This is a genomic window from Pedomonas sp. V897, from assembly GCF_051304405.1.
In the GTDB taxonomy this organism is placed as follows: domain Bacteria; phylum Pseudomonadota; class Alphaproteobacteria; order Sphingomonadales; family Sphingomonadaceae; genus Pedomonas.
Window position 1 is genome coordinate 237,170 of the sequence record NZ_JBPPGG010000002.1, and the last position, 18,567, is coordinate 255,736.

15 protein-coding genes are annotated in these 18,567 nt (G+C 68.3%); 8 read left to right on the forward strand and 7 right to left on the reverse strand.

Annotation, left to right across the window (positions count from 1 at the left end; translation table 11 throughout):
• Positions 1 to 125: 125 nt before the first annotated feature.
• Positions 126 to 422, reverse strand: coding sequence for a chorismate mutase (locus tag ACSJJU_RS07140; RefSeq protein ID WP_435914632.1), 297 nt, complete (start codon positions 420 to 422; stop codon positions 126 to 128).
• Between the two features lie 362 nt (positions 423 to 784).
• Between ACSJJU_RS07140 and ACSJJU_RS07145 the strand changes: the two genes are divergently transcribed.
• The 7 genes from ACSJJU_RS07145 to ACSJJU_RS07175 all read left to right on the forward strand — a co-directional run bounded on the left by ACSJJU_RS07145 (position 785) and on the right by ACSJJU_RS07175 (position 10,453).
• Positions 785 to 1,804, forward strand: coding sequence for a polyprenyl synthetase family protein (locus ACSJJU_RS07145; RefSeq protein ID WP_435914633.1), 1,020 nt, complete (start codon positions 785 to 787; stop codon positions 1,802 to 1,804).
• Positions 1,805 to 1,813: 9 nt separating this feature from the next.
• Positions 1,814 to 4,297, forward strand: a complete 2,484-nt coding sequence (hrpB, locus tag ACSJJU_RS07150; RefSeq protein ID WP_435914634.1) for an ATP-dependent helicase HrpB — start codon at positions 1,814 to 1,816, stop codon at positions 4,295 to 4,297.
• A gap of 127 nt (positions 4,298 to 4,424) precedes the next feature.
• Complete coding sequence (locus ACSJJU_RS07155; protein ID WP_435914635.1) at positions 4,425 to 4,877, forward strand: MaoC family dehydratase; 453 nt, start codon at positions 4,425 to 4,427, stop codon at positions 4,875 to 4,877.
• A gap of 55 nt (positions 4,878 to 4,932) precedes the next feature.
• Positions 4,933 to 7,023 (forward strand): 3-hydroxyacyl-CoA dehydrogenase NAD-binding domain-containing protein, encoded by a 2,091-nt coding sequence (locus ACSJJU_RS07160; protein WP_435914636.1) that lies wholly within the window; start codon positions 4,933 to 4,935, stop codon positions 7,021 to 7,023.
• A gap of 96 nt (positions 7,024 to 7,119) precedes the next feature.
• On the forward strand, positions 7,120 to 8,298 hold the full coding sequence (locus ACSJJU_RS07165) for an acetyl-CoA C-acyltransferase (RefSeq protein ID WP_435914637.1): 1,179 nt from the start codon (positions 7,120 to 7,122) through the stop codon (positions 8,296 to 8,298).
• Positions 8,299 to 8,584: 286 nt separating this feature from the next.
• Positions 8,585 to 9,961, forward strand: a complete 1,377-nt coding sequence (locus ACSJJU_RS07170) for an L-serine ammonia-lyase (protein ID WP_435914638.1) — start codon at positions 8,585 to 8,587, stop codon at positions 9,959 to 9,961.
• Positions 9,962 to 10,117: 156 nt separating this feature from the next.
• Complete coding sequence (locus ACSJJU_RS07175; protein WP_435914640.1) at positions 10,118 to 10,453, forward strand: hypothetical protein; 336 nt, start codon at positions 10,118 to 10,120, stop codon at positions 10,451 to 10,453.
• A 42-nt stretch (positions 10,454 to 10,495) separates the two neighbouring features.
• On the opposite strand, the gene ACSJJU_RS07180 is transcribed toward ACSJJU_RS07175, so the two are convergent.
• A complete protein-coding gene (locus tag ACSJJU_RS07180; RefSeq protein WP_435914641.1) occupies positions 10,496 to 10,924 on the reverse strand; it encodes an Lrp/AsnC family transcriptional regulator in 429 nt (142 codons plus the stop codon).
• A 126-nt stretch (positions 10,925 to 11,050) separates the two neighbouring features.
• Between ACSJJU_RS07180 and ACSJJU_RS07185 the strand changes: the two genes are divergently transcribed.
• The gene (locus ACSJJU_RS07185) at positions 11,051 to 12,172 is read left to right on the forward strand and encodes a saccharopine dehydrogenase NADP-binding domain-containing protein (RefSeq protein WP_435914643.1); all 1,122 of its coding nucleotides are present in this window, start codon (positions 11,051 to 11,053) and stop codon (positions 12,170 to 12,172) included.
• Between the two features lie 162 nt (positions 12,173 to 12,334).
• Here ACSJJU_RS07185 and ACSJJU_RS07190 read toward each other — a convergent pair whose 3' ends face one another.
• The 5 genes from ACSJJU_RS07190 to rpoD form a co-directional block, all read right to left on the reverse strand.
• Positions 12,335 to 13,510, reverse strand: a complete 1,176-nt coding sequence (locus ACSJJU_RS07190) for a vWA domain-containing protein (protein WP_435914644.1) — start codon at positions 13,508 to 13,510, stop codon at positions 12,335 to 12,337.
• A 130-nt stretch (positions 13,511 to 13,640) separates the two neighbouring features.
• The gene (locus tag ACSJJU_RS07195; RefSeq protein ID WP_435914645.1) at positions 13,641 to 14,525 is read right to left on the reverse strand and encodes an AAA family ATPase; all 885 of its coding nucleotides are present in this window, start codon (positions 14,523 to 14,525) and stop codon (positions 13,641 to 13,643) included.
• Between the two features lie 104 nt (positions 14,526 to 14,629).
• Entirely contained in the window at positions 14,630 to 15,472 is an 843-nt protein-coding gene (locus ACSJJU_RS07200; protein WP_435914646.1) for an AAA family ATPase, read from the reverse strand.
• A gap of 104 nt (positions 15,473 to 15,576) precedes the next feature.
• Positions 15,577 to 16,293 carry a DUF6975 family protein gene (locus ACSJJU_RS07205; protein WP_435914647.1) on the reverse strand — a complete coding sequence of 239 codons (717 nt, stop codon included), beginning with the start codon at positions 16,291 to 16,293 and terminating at the stop codon, positions 15,577 to 15,579.
• A gap of 254 nt (positions 16,294 to 16,547) precedes the next feature.
• A complete protein-coding gene (gene rpoD / locus ACSJJU_RS07210; protein ID WP_435914648.1) occupies positions 16,548 to 18,566 on the reverse strand; it encodes an RNA polymerase sigma factor RpoD in 2,019 nt (672 codons plus the stop codon).
• Between the last annotated feature and the right edge of the window lies 1 nt (position 18,567).

Genomic DNA, 18,567 nt, shown 5'->3' on the forward strand with positions numbered 1-18,567 from the left:
GGGGTTACCCTTTCGATACCAGCATCAATCAAAACCCCCGAATGAAACCCGGACAACGCAAAAACACCCGACAGGCGCCTTGGTGCGGGCCCCGGGGAGGAGGGGGAAACGCCGCTCAGATAGGTTCACGATTCCGGCTGTGCAACGGCACCCTGCAATCTTTCGTGGTGGCGGATCACCTCGTCGATGATAAACCGCAGGAATTTCTCGGAAAATTCCGGGTCGAGATTTGCATCCTGGGCCAGCCGGCGCAGACGCGCCACCTGCTGCGCCTCCCGGTTGGGGTCGGCCGGTGGCAGCCCCGCCTTGGCCTTGTAGGCGCCGACCTTCTGCGTGACCTTGAAGCGCTCGGCCAGCAGATAGACAAGGGCAGCATCAATGTTGTCGATACTTTCGCGGTAGGCTGCCAGCGTGTCGTCCATTGTGTGTTCCCTCGTTCCAGGCCAAGCCATAGTATGTCCGTATTGGCAGATGATCCTGACCATAATCTGAGCGTTTGCGGCGAATCGTCGCCTGACCGCCGGTTGGCCCTGACCATCTCCCAAGTGCTGTTTAAGGCGTTGTATCCATAAGAACCAGCATTGCCAGAGGAGATTCCGCCGTCAACGCCCGGAAGACCCCGCCGGGGGGGTGGCGGAGCGGGCCGGTGGCGCCGGATGAATCGCTCCGGAAGGGCCGTATTCTGGTATTTTGGCGGGTGCTAAGGCGGTTGCGATGCGGTTGTCGCGTGACTTCGGCGAAAAGCATGGCTACACGCTGCAGCTAGGATCAATGGAGTGACGGTGTGACAGCAAGCATCCAACCTTTGCGGGCCGACTACGCCAAGGCGCCCAGTATTGACCGGCTGATGGCGCTGGTCGGGCAGGATCTGGAAGCCGTCAACCAGATCATTGTGGAGCGTATGCAGAGCCCGGTGGCGATGATCCCGCAACTGGCGGGGCATCTGATCGCCTCGGGCGGCAAGCGGCTGCGCCCGATGCTGCTGCTGGCGGCTGCCAAGCTGCTGGGTTACGAAGGCACGCGGCATCACAAGCTGGCCGCCAGCGTTGAGTTCATTCACACGGCGACGCTGCTGCACGATGATGTGGTGGACGGTTCCAACCTGCGCCGTGGCCGCAAGACCGCGAACATCATCTGGGGCAACCAGCCCAGCGTTCTGGTGGGCGATTTCCTCTTTGGCCGGTCGTTCGAGCTGATGGTGGAGGACGGCTCGCTGCGCGTCCTGCAGATCCTCAGCCGCGTCGCCGCCATCATGGCCCAGGGCGAGGTCGACCAGCTCACCACCGCCCGGGATGTGGAGACCACCGAGGAGCGCTATCTCGGCGTCATCACGGCCAAGACGGCCGTGCTGTTCGCTGCCTCCTGCCAGGTGGCAGCCGCCATCATGGACTCGGACGCAGCGACGGAAGCCGCCATGGAAGCCTATGGCCGCTATCTCGGCATCGCCTTCCAGCTGGTGGACGACGCGCTCGACTACGCCTCCGACGCGGCCGTGATGGGCAAGTCGGTGGGCGACGATTTCCGCGAGGGCAAGGTGACGCTGCCCATGATCCTCGCCTACCAGCGCGGCACCGAGGAGGAGCGCGAGTTCTGGCGCCGCACCGTCGGCCGCCTGAAACAGGAGCCCGAGGATCTGAACCGGGCCATCGCCATCCTCAACCGGCATGGCGCGATCCGCGAGACGCTGGAGCGCGCCCGCCACTATGGCGACATGGCCAAGGACGCCCTGGCCGGGCTGCCGGACGGCGAGGCCAAGGACTGCCTGCTGGAGACCGTGGACTTCGCCATCGCGCGGGCCTTCTGACGAAAGGCGATGGTCGTCGCGTCCCGTCCGCAAGCGCCGGCGCTGCCGATCGATGCGGTTCTTCCCCGGCTGACGGAAGCGTTGCGCGCCGGGCCCAATGCGGTGCTCGTCGCCCCGCCGGGCGCGGGCAAGACCACGCGCGTGCCGCTGGTGCTGATGGACGAGCCGTGGGCAGCGGGGGGCAAGATCCTCGTGCTCAGCCCGCGCCGGCTCGCCGCCCGGGCCGCCGCCGCCCGCATGGCCGAGACGCTGGGCGAGGCGGTGGGGGCGACCGTCGGCTACCGGGTGCGGCTGGAATCGAAGGTCAGCGCCCGCACGCGCATCGAGGTGGTGACCGAGGGCGTGTTCACCCGCCTGGTGCAGGATAACCCCGAGCTGCCGGGCATCGCCGCCGTTCTGTTCGACGAATTCCACGAACGCTCGCTGGATGCGGATCTGGGCCTCGCCCTGGCGCTGGAGGCGCAGGGCGTGCTGCGGCCGGACGTGCGGCTGCTGCCCATGTCGGCAACGCTCGACGGGGCGCGGATCGCCACGCTTCTCGGCGACGCGCCGGTCATCCAGTCCGAGGGGCGCAGCTTCCCGGTCGAGACCCGCTATCTGGGGCGGGACCCGGCGCTGACCATCGAGGCCGAGACCGTGCGGGCCATCCGCGCGGCGCTGCGGGAGGAGCGGGGCAGCATCCTGGTGTTTCTCCCCGGCGCGGCCGAGATCAACCGGGTGGCCGCCCTGCTGCGCGAGGAAGGGGTGCCGGGCGATACGGACGTGCAGACGCTCTACGGTGCCATGGAGGCGGGGGCGCAGCGGGCCGCCATCGCCCCGGCGGAGGGCGGGCGGCGCAAGGTGGTGCTCGCCACCTCCATCGCCGAGACCAGCCTCACCATCGAGGGCGTGCGGGTGGTGATCGACTCCGGGCTTGCCCGCAAGCCGAAGTACGAGCCGGGCACGGGCCTCACCCGCCTTGTCACCGAGCGGGCCAGCCAGGCGGCCGTCGAGCAGCGCCGGGGCCGCGCGGGCCGTCTGGAGCCGGGCGTGTGCTGGCGGCTGTGGGAGGAGGGGCAGACCCGCGCCCTGCCGCCGTTCGACCGGCCCGAGATTCTGGAAGCGGACCTCTCCGGCCTTGCGCTCGACCTCGCCCTGTGGGGCGTGAGCGACCCGAACCAGCTGACATGGCTCGACCCGCCCCCGGCCGCCGCCTACGCCGAGGCGCGGGAGCTGCTGCGCGCGCTGGACGCCATCGACGACGCGGGCAAGGTGACGCCCCACGGGGCACGGCTCGCCAAACTGCCGCTTGCGCCGCGCCTTGCCCACATGGTGGTGGCCGCCGCCGAACAGGGGCTGGGCCTCCTGGCGGCGGAGATCGCCGTGCTGCTGGGCGAGCAGGGGCTGGGCGGAAACGACGCGGATCTGCGCCATCGCCTGTCCCGCTGGCGGCGGGAGGGCGGCAAGCGGGCCGAGCAGGCCCGCGCCATGGCCCGCCGCTGGGCCCGGCTCGCGGGCGCGGACGAGGCGGAATCGGACCCTGAGGAGGCGGGCCGGGTGCTGGCGCTGGCCTACCCGGACCGGGTGGCGCTGGCGCGCCCCGGCCAGCGGGGCAGCTTCGTGCTCGCCAACGGGCGCGGCGGCCAGCTCGACCCGGCGGACTCGCTGGCGGGCGAGCCGGGGCTGGCGGTGGCGGTTCTGACCGGCGCGGCGGACCGGGCGCGCATTCTTCTGGCCGCGCCGCTCGATCCGGCGCTGCTGCCGGACCTGTTCCCCGGCCATGTGACCGAAAGCGCGGACGTGCGCTTCGATGCGGCCAGCGGCGCCTTGCGCGCCCGGCAGGTGCGCCGGTTCGGCCGGCTGGTGCTGGGGGAGACGCCGCTGCCCAAGCCGTCGCCCGAGGCGGTGATGGAGGCCTGGCGCGGCGTGCTCCGGCGCGAGGGGCTGGGCCGCCTGCCGTGGACGGCGGCGCAGACGCGGCTGCGCGAGCGGGTCGCCTTCATGCGCGCGGCGGACCCGGAGGGGTGGCCGGACCTCTCGGACGAGGCGCTGATGGCGCAGTTTGACGACGGGCTCGGCCCCATGCTGGCGGGCAAGATGCGCCTGTCCGACATCACCCCGGAGGATCTGGACGGGGTGATCGCCGCTTTCCTGCCGTGGGACGCGAAGCGGCGTCTTGAGGATCTGGTGCCGGACCGGATGACGACGCCCGCCGGGACCAGCCACGCCATCGACTATGCGGCCCCGGGCGGGCCCGCGGTCGAGGTGCGGGTGCAGGAGCTGTTCGGCCTCTCCCGGCACCCGTGCGTCGCCGGGGGGCGCGTGCCGCTGACGCTGGTGCTGCTCTCGCCCGCGCACCGGCCGATCCAGACCACCCGCGACCTGCCCGGCTTCTGGCAGGGCTCGTGGGCGCAGGTGAAGGCGGAAATGAAGGGCCGTTACCCCAAGCACCCCTGGCCGGACGACCCGGCCGCCGCGCCGCCCACCACCCGCGCCAAACCGCGCGGCACCTAGCCGTTCGGAGAGGGGCGCGACGGAAGGAGGGCCACCCATCGCCTTTGTGGACTAGAGTCCGCCGCGCGGTATGGTCTCTGCCGGGACCGAGCCGCAAACAGGGCCGACGGACAGGAGGAGAGGAAGCGTGGCGCTGAAGGTGGCCGAGTTCAAAGCTCTTGAGGGGCAGGTGCTGGGCGTGACGGACTGGTTCCCGATCGACCAGCCGCTGATTGACCGCTTTGCGGAGGTGACGCAGGACTTCCAGTTCATCCATGTGGATGAAGCGCGGGCGCGGGAGACGCCGCTGGGCGGCACCATCGCCCACGGGATGCTCACCCTCTCGCTGCTGCCCCGGATGGCGGAGACGGTGGTGCCGCTGCCCGAAGGCCTCAAGATGGGGTTCAATTACGGCTTCGACCGGGTACGGTTCCTCAATCCGGTCAGAAGCGGCAAGCGGGTGCGGGGACGGTTCGCGCTGCGGTCGGTTGACGACAGCGAGGCAGACCGCCTGAAGCTCGTGCTCGACGTGACGGTCGAGATCGAAGGCGAGGAGAAGCCGGCGCTGGTCGCCGAGTGGTTGGCGCTCCACATGGTGTGAGGCGCCGCGCCCGGTGCGCCGGGGCGGCGGGATCAAAAAGAAAGGATGAACGGCAATGTCGGGACGGTTCGAGAAGCGTGGGCACGTGGGTGTCATTCTGGTGGACAATCCGCCCGTCAACGCCATCAGCCTGGGCGTGCGCCTGAGCATCCTTGACGGGCTGAAGCAGGCGGCGGCCGATGCGGACGTGAAGGCCGTGGTCATCGCCTGCGCCGGCCGCACCTTCATGGCGGGCGCGGACATCGCCGAGTTCAAGACCGGCCCGAAGGAGCCCTTCCTGCCGGAGGTGGTGGCCGAGCTGGACCGCTTCGGCAAGCCGCTGGTGGCCGCCATCCACGGCACGGCCTTCGGCGGCGGGCTGGAGATCGCGCTCGGCTGCAACTACCGGGTGGCGACGCGCGACGCCAAGGTGGGCCTGCCGGAGGTGAAGCTCGGCATCCTGCCCGGCGCGGGCGGCACCCAGCGGCTGCCGCGCCTCATCGGCGTCGAGAAGGCGCTGCCGGTCATCCTCTCGGGCGACCCGATCCTGGCACCGAAGGCGGCGGAGCTGGGCATCATCGACCGGATCGTCGAGGGCGACCTCCTGGAGGAGGCCATCGCCTTCGCCAGCGAGAAGGCCGCCAGCGGTGCCAGCCACCCGCGCGTCAGCGAGAAGACCATCGACCGCGCGGCCCTGCCCGAGACCTACTTCGAGGACATGCGCAAGCAGGTGGCAAAGGAAAAGCGCAACCTGTTCGCGCCGCAGCGGATCGTTGACGCGGTGGAGGCGGCGGCGACCCTCCCGTTCGCGGACGGCATGGCGAGGGAGCGGCAGCTGTTCCTGGCCTGCGCCGCCAACCCGCAGGCGCGGGCGCTCCAGCATGTGTTCTTCGCCGAGCGGCAGGTGGCCAAGATCCCCAACCTGCCGGAGGGGGTGACGCCGCGCCCGGTCCGCTCCGTCGCCGTGATCGGCGCGGGCACCATGGGCGGCGGTATCGCCATGAATTTCGCCAACGTGGGCATTCCCGTCACCCTCCTTGAGGTGAGCCAGGAAGGGCTGGAGCGGGGCCTCGGCGTCATCCGCAGGAATTACGAGCGCTCCGCCGCGCGCGGCAAGCTGACAGCGGCGCAGGTGGAGGAGCGCATGGGGCTGTTGCGGCCCACGCTCTCCTACGATGACCTGAAGGACGCGGACCTCATCATCGAGGCGGTGTTCGAGACGCTGGAGGTGAAGAAGCAGGTGTTCACCCAGCTGGACCGGGTGGCGAAGCCGGGGGCGATCCTTGCCTCCAACACCTCGTACCTCTCCATCGACACCATCGCCTCCTACACCTCCCGGCCGCAGGATGTGCTGGGGATGCACTTCTTCTCCCCCGCCAACGTGATGAAGCTGCTGGAGATCGTGCGCGGCGAGAAGACGGCGCCGGACGTGCTGGCCACCGCGCTGGCGGTCGCCAGGACCATCAGGAAGGTGGGCGTGGTGGCGGGCAACTGCCACGGCTTTATCGGTAACCGCATGTTGCAGGGCTATGGCCGCGAGGCGGGCCTTCTGGTGCTGGAGGGCGCGTCGCCCCAGCAGGTGGACAAGGTGCTCTACGACTTCGGTATGCCCATGGGCGTTCTGCAGATGGGCGATCTGGCGGGGCTCGACATCGGCTACCGCTCGCGCAAGGACCAGTCGCCGGACGCCTACGAGCCGAAGGCCGTGCGCATCGCCGACCGGCTCGTCGAGATGGGCCGCTGCGGCCAGAAAACCAACGGCGGCTACTACGACTATGAGCCGGGCGACCGCACGCCCAGGCCCTCGGCGGTGACCCAACAGGTGATCGACGAGGTGCGGGCCGAATACGGCATCACCCCGCGCGAAATCTCCGATCAGGAGATCATCGAGCGCTGCTTCCTCGCCATGGTCAACATCGGCTGCGAGGTGCTGCGCGAGGGCATCGCCTACCGGGCGAGCGACATCGATATCGTCTACCTCTACGGCTACGGCTTCCCCGCCTATCGCGGCGGCCCCATGTTCTGGGCGGAAAACGAGATCGGCCTCGCCAACGCGCTGGAGAAGATCCGGGGCTATGCCGAGACGGTGAGCGCGCGCTGGTGGAAGCCGTCGCCGCTGCTGGAGCAGCTGGTGGCGGATGGCAAGGGCTTCGCCAGCCTCGGCTGAGGAGCCCGGGCGCCGCGCCCGGCAAGTACTGCGTAAGCCTGTTCACCACGGATGAGGGGAGGGCGGCAGACCCCTGCCGCCCCGGGGAGGAGGATCATGCGGGAAGCAGTTATCGTCTCGACGGCGCGCACGCCCATCGGCAAGGCCTATCGCGGTGCGTTCAATGCGACGCCAGCGCCCACGCTCGCCAGCCATGCCATCGCGGCGGCGGTGCAGCGCGCGGGCATCGACGGGGCCGAGGTGGAGGACGTGATCCTGGGATGCGCGCTCCAGCAGGGCAGCCAGACGCCCAACATCGCCCGGCTGGCGCTGCTCCGCGCCGGGCTGCCCACCTCCGTGCCGGGCATGAGCATCGATCGCCAATGCGCCAGCGGCCTGATGGCGATCGCAACGGCCGCCAAGCAGATCGTCCACGACGGTATGCAGATCGCCATCGGCGGCGGGGTCGAGTCCATCTCCACGGTGCAGAACGACCGGTACCGGATCGAGCCGGACAAGAGCCTGGTCGAGCGGGTGCCCGCCATCTACATGCCGATGATCGACACCGCCGAGGTGGTGGCGAAGCGCTACGGCATCTCCCGCGAGGCGCAGGATGAATATGCCCTGCAAAGCCAGCAGCGCACTGCGCAGGCACAGGCGGAGGGCCGGTTCGATGACGAGATCATCCCCGTCTCCGCCACCATGGCCGTGGTGAACAAGGAGACCAAGGAGGTCTCCTTCAAGGACGTGACGCTGGCGAAGGACGAGGGCAACCGGCCGGACACGACGCTGGAGGGGCTCTCCAGCCTGCAACCGGTGCGCGGGCCGGACGGCTTCATCACCGCCGGCAACGCCAGCCAGCTCTCCGATGGTGCCTCGGCCTCCGTGCTGATGGAAGCGCGGGAGGCGGAGCGGCGCGGCCTGGAGCCGCTCGGCATCTATCGCGGCATGGCGGTTGCGGGCACCGAGCCGGACGAGATGGGGATCGGGCCGGTCTACGCCGTGCCCAAGCTGCTCCGGCAGCACGGCCTGACCGTCGGCGACATCGGCCTGTGGGAGCTGAACGAGGCCTTCGCCGTGCAGGTGATCTACTGCCGCGACCGCCTCGGCATCCCCGACGACCGGCTCAATGTGAGCGGCGGCGGCATTTCCATCGGCCATCCCTACGGCATGTCCGGCGCGCGGCTGACGGGCCATGCGCTCATCGAGGGCAAGCGGCGCGGCGCGAAATACGTGGTCGTCACCATGTGCATCGGTGGCGGCATGGGCGCGGCGGGCCTGTTCGAGGTGGTGTAACGCGGCATTTTTTCGGGGGGGCTGTTGCGCGTGCGGGAGGGGCGATGGCGCTCTCGCACGCCCCTTTCGATTGCCGTCTGTGCTCCCTGCGCGCAAGGGAAACAGGCGAGTCTCATTTCCCGTAAGTTCGTGTAATCAGGGTAGATTTTTCTCCCGGATGCGAAGGGCGGCCGGTGGCTGGAGGCCTCGGCGGCCCTTTTTAATTGCTGGTCGCGGCCCTACCTTGGGGCGGAGTCGCGCCGGGCAGAAAAACTCAGACGCCCGGCCCCGGGGAGAAAGCAGAGTTATGTTCCTGAGCCTGTTCGATGTGTTCAAGGTGGGCGTCGGGCCTTCCAGCTCCCACACGGTTGGCCCGATGCTGGCGGCGGCGCGCTTTGTCACCGGCTTCCGGGAGAGGGGCCTTCTGAACGCGGTCGAGCGGGTGCAGGTGGAACTGTTCGGGTCGCTGGCGCTCACCGGCCTCGGCCACGCCACGGACCGCGCCGTGCTGCTGGGGCTCGAGGGCAACCTGCCGCACGTGATCGACCCGGAGATCATCGAACCGGCGGTGGCGCGTATCCGCGCGGAGCAGCGGCTCCGGCTGGCGGGCGAGAAGCCCGTTCCCTTCGACCCCCGGGCGGATCTGGTGCTCGAATGCGAGGTGCGTCTGCCCTACCACGTCAACGGTATGCGCTTCACCGCATATGGCGCCGGAGGCCGCGAGGCGGCGCGGGAGATCTTCTATTCGGTGGGCGGCGGCTTCGTCGTCAGCGAGGAGGAGGCGGGGCGCAACGCGCTGATCGAGGACAGCGTGGCGGTGCCCTACCAGTTCGACACCGCCGCCGAACTTCTGGCGCTGGGCGAGCAGCACAACCTGGCCATTGCCGACCTGGTGATGGCCAACGAGATGGTCACGCGTTCCCGCGCCGAGGTGGAGGCGGGGATCGACGCCCTGTGGGCGACGATGGACGCCTGCATCTCCCGCGGCTGCCGGGAGGAGGGCGTGCTGCCGGGCGGGCTGAAGGTGCCGCGCCGCGCGCCCGCGCTGTACCGCAAGCTGCTGGAGCGGCAGGAGCGCTCGCTGCGCGATCCGATGACCGTGATGGACTGGGTGAACCTGTGGGCCATGGCGGTCAACGAGGAGAACGCGGCGGGCGGCCGGGTGGTGACCGCGCCGACCAATGGCGCGGCGGGCATCATCCCGGCGGTGCTGCGCTACTACGACCGGTTCTGCAACAGCACGCCGGAGGGCATCCGCATCTTCCTGCTGACGGCGGCGGCCATTGCGGCGCTGTTCAAGCGCAACGCCTCCATCTCCGGCGCGGAGGTGGGCTGCCAGGGGGAGGTGGGCGTTGCCTGCTCCATGGCGGCGGCGGGCCTGACGGCGGCGCTGGGCGGTACCAACGCCCAGATCGAAAACGCGGCCGAGATCGGCATGGAGCACAACCTCGGCCTTACCTGCGATCCGGTGGGCGGGCTGGTGCAGATCCCCTGCATCGAGCGCAACGCCATGGGCGCGATCAAGGCCATCGACGCCTCGCGCCTTGCCCTGCTGGGCGACGGCTCGCACGTGGTGCCGCTGGACAAGGTGATCGAGACAATGCGCCAGACCGGGCTCGACATGTCCGCCAAGTACAAGGAGACCTCCCAGGGCGGGCTTGCCGTCAACATGGCGGAGTGCTGAGGCCGGAACGGTTCACGGCGGCGGGCCGAAGCGTGGCGGGAGCGGGACGGACTCCCGGCCGGGCGGCACGCGCCGCCTCCGCGCCATGCTAGACTTCCCCCGGTGTTAGTTGCTTGCCCAAAGCCGGTGTCTCGACGGCCGGCGGGAGGAACCCTCATGGCGGACCGGAAGAACCGGCTTGTCTATTCCATCTGGTCCGAGGACGACCAGCAGATCAGCTTCGCATTCCCGCTTCACCCGCATACGGTCGCCCCGGAGCATGTGGGCGAGGTGCTGGACGTGCTGCTGGACACGCTCGATTGCGAGGTGGCGGAAATCGGCGCGACCAACGGCGACGTGCTTCAGGCCCTCGCCATGGCGCTGGCCTGCCGGGCCGCGGTGATGGAAGGATCGGTGGATACCAACACCGCCCTGGCGGACGATCTGGCGCAGGAAGCGCTCGCCGCCGCCCGCGCCAGCTTTGCCGCCGACAATCTGGACCGCAAGGGCTGAGCAACGGTTGAGAGGTGCAGGGCGGCGGCGGGCAGGGGCCCGTCAGCCGCGCTCGAACTTCCGGCTGAGAATGATGGACGACATGGTCTCGCGCACGCCTTCGAGCAGGCGGATCTGGTCGAGGGCCATGTCGAGGTCGTGCGTTGTCGGACCCGCCACAATGGCGATCAGATCGTAGGGGCCGCTGACCGAGAGCAGGCTGACCACGGCGCTGATGCGCTTCAGCCCGGCCTCGACGGCGGCCTGCTGTTGCGGCGCCACGCCGATCAGCACATGGGCGCGCACCCGCGTGTCCGCCGCGCCCAGCCGCGCCGAATATCCGGTGATGACGCCCGTCGCCTCCAGGCGGTCGATGCGGGCCTGAACCGTCGAGCGCGCAACCCCCAGCTTGCGCGCCAGCACCGCCGTCGGCAGGCGCGCGTTCTGCATCAAGAGCTCGATCAAGCGAGCGTCGAGTGAGTCTTCAGCCATAATGACGGGTATTTGAACAATCTGCCGACAAATGTCGAGCGTATTGTGCAGAGCGGCGCTCCACTTCGACTGTGCAGGGGCGTACCCTGCGCTATATTACGGGCAAAGAGAAGGGGTGGATATTCAATGCGTGATATACTGGTGATTGGCGCCGGCAACATTGGCGAGATGATCGCAGCCCTGTTGCTGCCGACGGGCGACTACCGCGTGACGGTGGCCGACCGCTCCGAACAGGCCCTGGCGCGGGTTGCGGACATGAACGGCCTGAACCGGATGGTGCTGGACGCCACCGACGATCAGGCGCTGGCCGATGCGCTGAAACACCGGTTCGCGGTGATCTCCGCCGCCCCGTACAACATTACCGCCCGGATCGCCCGCGCCGCCCATGCGGCGGGCGTGCACTATCTCGACCCGACCGAGGACGTGGCGTCCACCAAGCTGGTCAAGGAGATGAGCCGCTCCGCCGAGGCGGCGCTCATCCCCCAGTGCGGTCTGGCACCGGGCTTCATCGCCATCGTCGGCAAGCATCTGGCCGACACCTTCGACGAGCTGGACACCCTGCGCCTGCGCGTCGGTGCGCTGCCGCGTTTCCCGACCAACAGCCTGACCTACAACCTCACCTGGTCGACCGAGGGGGTCATCAACGAATATCTGGAGCCGTGCGAGGCCATCGTGAACGGCCGGCCGACGCTGCTCCCGGCGCTGGAGAACGTGGAGCAGTTCGTGCTCGACGGCGTGACCTTCGAGGCGTTCAACACCTCCGGCGGCCTTGGCACCCTGGGCGAGACCCTCGCGGGCAAGGTGCAGAACCTCAGCTACCAGACCATCCGCTACCCCGGCCACCGGGACATCATGCGGACCCTGATTCACGACCTGCGACTCGGCCAGCAGCGGGAGCTGTTCAAGCAGGTGCTGGAGAACGCCCTGCCGGCGACGGAGCAGGACATGGTGGTGGTGTTCGCGACCGCCACCGGCAAGCGCAACGGCCGCCTGATGCAGGAAAGCTACGCCAACCGCATCTATCCGCGCGAGATCGGCGGCAAGCAGTGGGCCGCCATTCAGGTGACGACGGCCAGCGCCATCTGCGCCGTGCTGGACATGCTGGCGGCGGGCGAGCTGCCGCAGAAGGGCTTCGTGCGGCAGGAGGACATTCCGCTGCCGGCGTTCCTGGCCAACCGCTTCGGGCGGGCCTACGCCATGGATCAGTCCCTGGAGCTGCGCAAAGCGCCGAGCCTGACGGCGGCCTGAGGGCACGCCGGGCAGGCCCGGTGATCCTCGGTGACTTCGTGAAGGCGGCTGGCCCTTGTGCCGGCCGCCTTTGTTTTTGATGCGGGAACTTAATAAAGGAAGGAGGTGCTGGGGACCGGGTCCCCTGCAACGCAGAGTCTTTCCCCGATCAAACCGCGTGGGTCAGCGCGTCAGCTCGCGCATGGCGCGGTCCAGCCCGTCGAGGGTGAGGGGGTACATGCGGTTCTCGAACAGGGTGCGGATCATGGTGGTGGACTGGCTGTAGTGCCAGTGCTTCTCCGGCGTCGGGTTGAGCCAGACCGTGTGCGGGTAGACGTTCAGCACCCGCTGGAGCCAGACCTGGCCCGCTTCCTCGTTCCAGTGCTCCACCGAGCCGCCGGGAATGGCGATCTCGTAGGGGCTCATGGCGGCGTCGCCCACGAAGATCACCTTGTAGTCGCTGGGGTATTTGTGGAGCACCTCCCAGGTGGGCGTGCGCTCGGCCCAGCGGCGGCGGTTGTCCTTCCACACGCCCTCGTAGAGGCAGTTGTGGAAGTAGAAGAATTCCAGGTGCTTGAACTCGGAGGTGGCGGCGGAGAACAGTTCCTCCATCACCTTGATGTAGGGGTCCATGGAGCCGCCCACGTCGAGGAACAGCAGCACCTTCACCGCGTTGTGCCGCTCCGGCCGCATCTTGAGGTCGAGGAAGCCGCGCTTGGCGGTGGCCTTGATGGTGCCGTCCAGATCCAGCTCGTCGGCCGCGCCTTCACGGGCGAAGCGGCGCAGGCGGCGCAGCGCCACCTTGATGTTGCGGGTACCCAGCTCCACCGAGGAGTCCAGGTTCCGGAACTCCCGCTTGTCCCACACCTTGATCGCCCGATTGTGGCGGTTGCGGTCCTGCCCGATGCGGACGCCCTCGGGATTGTAGCCGTAGGCGCCGAAGGGGGAGGTGCCGCCGGTGCCGATCCACTTGCTGCCGCCCTGATGCCGCTCCTTCTGCTCCTCGAGGCGCTTCTTCAGCGTCTCCATGATCTCCTCCCAGGAGCCGAGGGACTTGATCTTCTCCATCTCCTCGGGGCTGAGATAAAGCTCGGAGAGGGCGCGCAGCCATTCCTCGGGGATCTCCGCCGTGCCGGTGTCGATCACCGTCTCGATGCCGTTGAAGACCTTGCCGAAGACCTGATCGAAGCGGTCGAGCAGGGTCTCGTCCTTCACGTAGGTGGCGCGGGCCAGATAATAGAATTCCTCGACGCGCGGGCTGATGACGCCCGCCTTCAGCGCCTCCAGCAGCAACAGATGCTCCTTGAGGGAGGCCGGAATCCGGGCGTCGCGCAAGGCCGTGAGAAAATCGAGAAACATCTGCCGTCTCTTCCCCCAGTCGGGCCCGCCGCCGCGAGGCGCGGGCGCCTCCCTTCCATACGCCAGAAACGGCCGGGGCAGAACCCATGAGGAGAGGCAGGTTGCGCGCGCCCCGGGGCGGGCGCGCCGGTCAGGCGGGCGGGGGCCCGGCCAGTGCCGCCAGCGCCCGCTCCAGCACCTCCTCGGGCGTGCCGCTTGCGTCCAGCCGCTGCCAGAGGATGCGCCCGCGCACGTCCTCCGCCTGAAGGGCGACGATCGCGGCGGTGGCATCGGATGCATCCGGGGTTTCGACGGCCTGCGCCCGACGGTCGGCCCGCGCCATCATCACCTCGACCGGGGCGTCCAACCACAGGCCATGGAAGGGCACGCCCGCGGTCTCGGCGAGGCGCTGCATGGCGTTGCGCGAGGCCCGGCGCACGAAGGTGGCCTCGGTAATCACCACCAGCCCCTGTTTCAGGAGGGTCCGGGTGGTGCGCACCAGCCGCCGGTACACGGCGCGGCTGACGGCGGGCCGGTAGCCTTCCTCCCCCAGCCGCACCTCCGGCGGCAACCCGAACAGGCGCTTGCGGATACCGTCCGTGCGCAGCCAGACGCCGCCCGGCGGCGGCGCGAGGCGGACCGCAAGGGCGCGGGCGAGGGTGGACTTGCCTGCGCCCGAGACGCCGCCGATGGCGATCAGCCGGGGCGCGGGCGGCCGGTCGAGGATCTGCCGGGCGAGGCGCAGCGCGTCTTCCCTGGCCGGGTCTTCCGCGAACAGGCTCAGTGCCCGCAGCGCCACATGGAAGGGGATCAGCGAGGCGTTGTCATACGCCTGCCGGGATTCGAGCGCCCGGCTGAACACGGCACTGGCCAGATCCGGCCGGCCCGCCAGCAGGAGGTCGCACAGCCGGGCCGCGAGCTGGGCGTCCGGCCCGTCCGCCAGCGCGTCGGCGAGCCGGTTCGCGTCCGCCAGTGTGGTCACGGCGAGCGTGGTTGCGGCCGATGTGCCTGCGGCGGGCGAGGTGTCTGCAGCCATGGCGAGGCCTCCCGGCTGGGTCCTCAGGGAAGGCTGGTATCGCGGGGCCGCAAGGTCAAGGGCTCGCCCGGGGGGAGACGGTACAAATACCCCGGTCTGCCGCCCTATTCGCCGCGCCGCGCCATGAAGGCCAGCCGCTCGAACAGCATCACGTCCTGCTCGTTCTTGAGCAGCGCGCCATGCAGTGGCGGAATGAGCTTCTTGGTGTCGCGGCTGCGCAGCACGTCGGCGGGCAGATCCTCGTGCATCAGCAGCTTCAGCCAGTCCAGCAGCTCGGAGGTGGAGGGCTTCTTCTTCAGGCCCGGCATCTCGCGGATCTCGTAGAAGATGTTCAGCGCCTCGCGCACCAGATCCCGGCGGATGTCGGGGAAGTGCACGTCGATGATCGACTGCATGGTCTCCGGGTCGGGGAACTTGATGTAGTGGAAGAAGCAGCGGCGCAGGAAGGCGTCCGGCAACTCCTTCTCGTTGTTCGAGGTGATGATGACGATGGGGCGGTTGACCGCCTTCACCGTCTCGCCGGTCTCGTAGACGTGGAACTCCATCCGGTCGAGCTCCTGCAACAGGTCGTTGGGGAACTCGATGTCCGCCTTGTCGATTTCATCGATCAGCAGCACCGGGGTCTCGGGGGAGGTGAAGGCCTCCCACAGCTTGCCCTTGCGGATGTAGTTGGAAATGTCGTGCACCTTGGGGTCGCCGAGCTGGGAGTCGCGCAGGCGGCTGACCGCGTCGTACTCGTAGAGACCCTGCTGGGCCTTGGTGGTGGACTTCACGTGCCATTCGATGAGCGGCGCGTTGAACGCCTTGGCCACCTCGATGGCCAGGACCGTCTTGCCCGTGCCGGGCTCGCCCTTCACCAGCAGCGGGCGGCGCAGGGTGGCGGCGGCGTTGACGGCAACCTTCAGGTCGTCGGTGGCGACATAGTTCGACGTGCCGGTAAAGCGCATGGCTGCTGTCTTCCCCTTCCAGAAAACCACAAGTCAAAACCACAGGTCATCGGGCACCCTAATCGGCTCCCGGGGGATCGGCAATCTGGCGGAATGGCAGGGGACTAGATCTTCCGGCGCGACAGGCAACGCGCCCGCTCGGCCAGCATGGACCAGAAGGTGGCCTGAAGCGTGAGCGCCTGGCCGATGCCGAACAGCAGGCCGCGCCGCGCCGAGGGGTCTTCGGCGATGGTCGCCAGATACTCGGTCAGTGCCGGTGTGGGGGCGGGAGGCTGGTGCGCCATGATCTCCAGCCCCGGAATGGTGATGGCGGGCTGGCCGGACGGCGCGTTCTGGAGGACATGGCTGATGAGCCGCGTGACGCGCATCCACGACAGGCTGATGGCCGTGCCGGTGCCGAAGGCGCAGCCGTTGCGCTCGGAGGTGAGCAGGATTTCGAGGCGCCGGCGGTGAGTGAGGGCGTTCGCCTCCGACGTGGTGAGCCCGGCCCGCAGGCGGGTGGGGCCGACCGCCACCGCAAGCTGGCGGATGCAGTCCGCATGGAGAATGGAGTCACCGAACAGGGCGACGGCCAGGTCGGGCGCCGGCAGGTCCACCGGCAGGGTTTCCTGCAAGGCGCCGGCCACCTGCGTGGCCATGATCGGCCAGCCGTGGCTGGCGATGGCGAACAGGTGGGCAAAGTCGGCGAGGATGGCCGTCGCAAGCTCCCAGGGCACATCGCTCAGCTCGGCGAGATAGGCGGGGGACAGGGCGGGCTCGCGCTTCAGGCCCTCGAGCAGGTTGGCGGCGAAATCCGGGCCCGAGGCAGACTGCTGGGCCATGACGTTCCAATGGCTCTCGCTCCGGCGCGGATCGGCGCCGGCCGGCTGCAACGCGGCAGCGCTTGGTTCTTTCAGATCGTAGGCCATGTCGGCTGGGAAACTATCAGCCGAACATTAAGAGTCGTTTAACGACTGCCCGGAAACCAAGCAGAGTTCCGTTCCGGTAAAGTCACCAGTCAATTTCAAAGGTTAAAACGAAAGCGCCCCGGACACGGGGTCCGGGGCGCCTGGAACAGCCGGTTGGCGGCGTCCGCTCAGGTGTCGAGGAAGCTGCGCATCTTGCGCGAGCGCGACGGGTGCTTGAGCTTCCGCAGCGCCTTGGCCTCGATCTGACGGATACGCTCGCGGGTCACCGAGAACTGCTGGCCCACTTCCTCCAGCGTGTGATCGGTGTTCATGCCGATGCCGAAGCGCATGCGCAGCACGCGCTCCTCGCGGGGCGTGAGCGAGGCCAGCACGCGGGTCACGGTTTCCTTCAGGTTGCCGTGGATGGCGGCGTCCAGCGGAATGACCGCGTTCTTGTCCTCGATGAAATCGCCCAGGTGCGAATCCTCCTCGTCGCCGATCGGGGTTTCGAGCGAGATCGGCTCCTTGGCGATCTTCATCACCTTGCGCACCTTCTCCAGCGGCATGGAGAGACGCTCGGCCAGTTCCTCCGGCGTCGGCTCGCGGCCGATTTCGTGGAGAATCTGGCGGCTGGTGCGGACCAGCTTGTTGATCGTCTCGATCATGTGCACCGGGATGCGGATGGTGCGGGCCTGGTCCGCGATGGAGCGGGTGATGGCCTGCCGGATCCACCAGGTGGCGTAGGTGGAGAACTTGTAGCCGCGCCGGTACTCGAACTTGTCCACCGCCTTCATCAGGCCGATGTTGCCTTCCTGGATGAGGTCGAGGAACTGAAGGCCGCGGTTGGTGTACTTCTTGGCGATGGAGATGACGAGGCGCAGGTTGGCCTCCACCATCTCCTTCTTGGCGATGCGGGCTTCGCGCTCGCCCTTCTGCACCATGGTGACGATGCGGCGGAATTCCTCGATGTCCACGCCGGCGGCGTTGGCGATCTCGGCCACCTGCGCGCGCAGGTTCTCGATATTGGCGCGCTCGGCGGTGATGAAGTTGTCCCAGTTCTTGCCGAGCTTGGCGACGCGGTCGAGCCAGCCTTCCTCCAGCTCCTTGCCCAGATATTCGTCCAGGAAGGCCTGACGCGGAATGCGGTAGCGCTCGGCAAGGCGCAGCGCCTGACCGCCCAGCACCATCAGCCGCTTGTTGAGGGCATAAAGCTGCTCGACCAGCTGCTCGATCTTGCTGTTGTTGAACTGCACGCTCTCGACGAGCGCGGTCAGCTCCTCGCGCAGCTTCTGGTACTTCTTCTCGTTGGCCTGGCCGAAGTCCTCACCGCGGTGAATGGCCTCCAGCCGCTGCTCCTGCAGCTTGGCGAACTTCTTGTGGGCCGCGGTGATCTGGGCGAACTTCTCCAGCGCCTGGGGCTTGAGCACCTCTTCCATCGCGGCAAGCGACAGGGTGTTGTCCTCCTCCTCTTCCTCGAAGGAGGGGCGCTTGGCGCGGCGCTCGGTGAACTCGTCGTCGTCGGAGGATTCCTCCACGACATCGTCGTCGTCTTCCTTGTAGGCGACGGTCGGCAGGTCGGAGTCGCTGTCGGCGCCCTCAACCTGCGCCTCGCTCGGCCCCTTGGACAGCATGGCGTCGAGATCGAGGATCTCGCGCAGCAGCATCTGGCCGTTGTTCAGGGCCTCGGACCACTCGATGATCGCCTTGAAGGTGAGGGGGCTCTCGCACAGCCCGGCGATCATGGTGTCGCGGCCCGCCTCGATGCGCTTGGCGATGGCGATTTCGCCCTCGCGCGACAGCAGCTCGACCGCGCCCATTTCGCGCAGGTACATGCGCACCGGATCGTCCGTGCGGTCCAGCGCGGTTTCCTTCTTGGTGACGGCAGGCGCGTCGAGGGTGTCGTCGTCGCAATCGGCGACAGCGTCGATCTCCTGAACGGCGGGCTCCGCTTCCACGTCCTCGGGGTCATCGCCCTCGATGACGTTGATGCCCATCTCGTTCAGCATGGCCATGATGTCCTCGATCTGCTCGGAGGACATCTGTTCCTGCGGCAAGTTGGCGTTCAACTCATCGTAGGTAATGTAACCGCGCTCCTTGGCGCGCGCGATCATGCGCTTCACCGACGCTTCGTTCACGTCGATAAGCGGGGCATCACCGGTCTCTTCAGCAGTATCTTCGGTTGTTTCCGCTTCCTGGCGTTTCACCATG